This is a genomic window from Sporomusa sp., from assembly GCF_057736855.1.
This window is the reverse complement of record NZ_JBYKYF010000403.1, coordinates 1-2,256: the sequence shown is the minus strand read 5'-3', so window position 1 is coordinate 2,256 and position 2,256 is coordinate 1. Positions and strand designations below refer to the sequence as shown.

Annotated in this window: 2 protein-coding genes; both read left to right on the top strand. The window is 44.0% G+C overall.

All coding sequences use genetic code 11. The features are described 5' to 3' along the window. Nucleotides 1-1,329, top strand: a 1,329-nt coding sequence (locus tag AC29Z1_RS16850) for a UDP-N-acetylmuramoyl-L-alanyl-D-glutamate--2,6-diaminopimelate ligase (protein ID WP_488272609.1), incomplete at its 5' end; no start/stop codon positions are given. After that, nucleotides 1,322-2,256: UDP-N-acetylmuramoyl-tripeptide--D-alanyl-D-alanine ligase (locus AC29Z1_RS16845; protein WP_488272608.1), on the top strand; the 935-nt coding region annotated here is incomplete at its 3' end. The genes AC29Z1_RS16850 and AC29Z1_RS16845, both read left to right, overlap by 8 nt.

Here is a 2,256-nt window from a genome sequence, read left to right as displayed (position 1 = left end):
GCAAAAGCGATTGTAGTAGAAAAAGACGTGTCATTACCGACCGATACTGATATAACCGTTATTAAAGTGGCAAGCACCCGGGCGGCCATGCAGGCAGTTGTGCCATATTTTTTTGATTATCCAGGACGTAAGCTCCGCATGATTGGTGTGACTGGTACGAATGGTAAAACAACAACTACCTATTTGATTCGCAATATTTTGCAGCATGCAGGTTTTAAAGTTGGTTTAATTGGGACCATTCAGACTCTGATTGAAGACCGGGTGTTGCCTGTCAAAAATACTACACCTGATGTTATTGAGCTGCAAAGTACGCTAGCCGAAATGGTCAGTTGCGGTATAGAATATGTAGTCATGGAGGTTTCTTCTCATGCACTAGCATTAAACCGAGTAGCTGGCTGTGAGTTTGATGTTGGCGTATTTACCAATATGACTCAGGATCATATGGATTTTCATCAGACTTTTGAGAATTATATGGATGCTAAGGCCGAGTTGTTTCGCAGCTTACATCAATCTCATAATGTTAAAACCGGTAAAAGTGCGGTAATTAATATTGATGACAGTGCTGGTATGTTTATGATCCAAAATTCAGCTTGTCCAGTAATCAGTTATGCTGTTAATCAAGATGCGGTTCTAACTGGTTCTAATATTGCTGTAAAGGCGGCAGGTGCTAGTTTTGACATTAACGGACCATTCGGCAAGCTCGAACTTAAACTTAAGATTACCGGAATGTTTAATGTGTATAATGTGTTAGGGGCCGTTGGAGCTGCTTTGGCAGAAGGCGTTAACCCCAACATAATTAAACAAGCTCTCGAAAGTTTTTCCAGTGTACCGGGGAGATTTGAATTAGTGCAGGCAGGGCAGCCGTTTACGGTGATTGTCGATTATGCTCATACACCTGATGGCTTGGAAAATGTGCTTAAAACGGCTAAACAGTTTGCAACCGGAAAGATTTTGGTAGTGTTTGGTTGCGGCGGGGACCGTGACCGTACGAAACGTCCGATTATGGGCAAACTGGCCGTTCAATATGGTGATGTCGTCATTGCTACGTCAGATAATCCTCGTAGTGAAGATCCGGGAAAAATATTGGCAGATATTGAAGTGGGCATCAAAGAAGCATTAGTTGGCGAGCATGCAGGCAAACAGTATGAAAAAATTGTTGATCGCCGTCAGGCAATAGCTCGGGCGATAAGGCTGGCTGAGCCACAGGATATTGTGCTGATTGCCGGTAAGGGTCATGAAACCTATCAGATTTTAAAAGACAAAACCATTGATTTTGATGATCGGCAGGTAGCCCGTGCAATCATCGAGGAGATGAAACAGAATGGCTGATTTTACTTTAACAGAGGTGCTGAAGGCCACAAGTGGCCGTTTGGTTACAGCAAACGGCGGTAAATTATTCAGAGGTATTTCGACTGACACTAGAAGTCTTCAACCTAATAATTTGTTTATTGCTTTAATGGGGGAACGGTTTGACGGACATGACTTTATCGCTCAAGCTGCCGCTAAAGGTGCGGCTGGGGTAATTGTTAGCAGGCCGGTTGAGGTACCTGACAATATTACCGTGGTTGAAGTGACAGACACGTTGGCAGCATTTCAGGATTTAGCCCGGTTTCACCGGCAACGGTTTACGATTCCGGTTATTGCCGTAACTGGTTCAAATGGTAAGACAACAACCAAAGATATGTTGGCTGCAGTACTGTCTAGTAGATTTAATGTACTTAAAACTGAAGCTAATTATAATAACGAAATCGGCTTGCCGCTGACGTTGCTAAAACTTGAACAGAAGCATGAAGTGGCAGTTGTTGAAATGGGTATGCGGGCGCAAGGCGAGATCCGCCAGTTAGCGGAGATTGCTTTGCCGACCGTTGGGGTTATTACAAATGTTGGCGAAACCCATATGGAGATTCTTGGTTCTGTGGAAAATATTGCTATGGCCAAGTCCGAACTGGTGCAAGCCATTGGTCATGATGATTTGGTAGTTCTCAATGCCGATGATCCCCATGTGCGGGCTATGCAACATAAAACTCAGGCAAGAGTTGTGTTGTATGGCATGAATTCTGATGCCTTTGTGAAGGCTGAAAATATCAGCATCTGTGAAAATGGAGACATGGTAACTAAATTTGATTGTTGCAGTCCACGCGGTTCCTTCCCCGTTGTGCTGCATACGGTTGGAATCCACAATGTGTACAATGCCCTTGCTGCTATCACAACTGCTTGGGAGCTAGGATTAAAGCCTAGCGAGATAAGGGCTGGTAT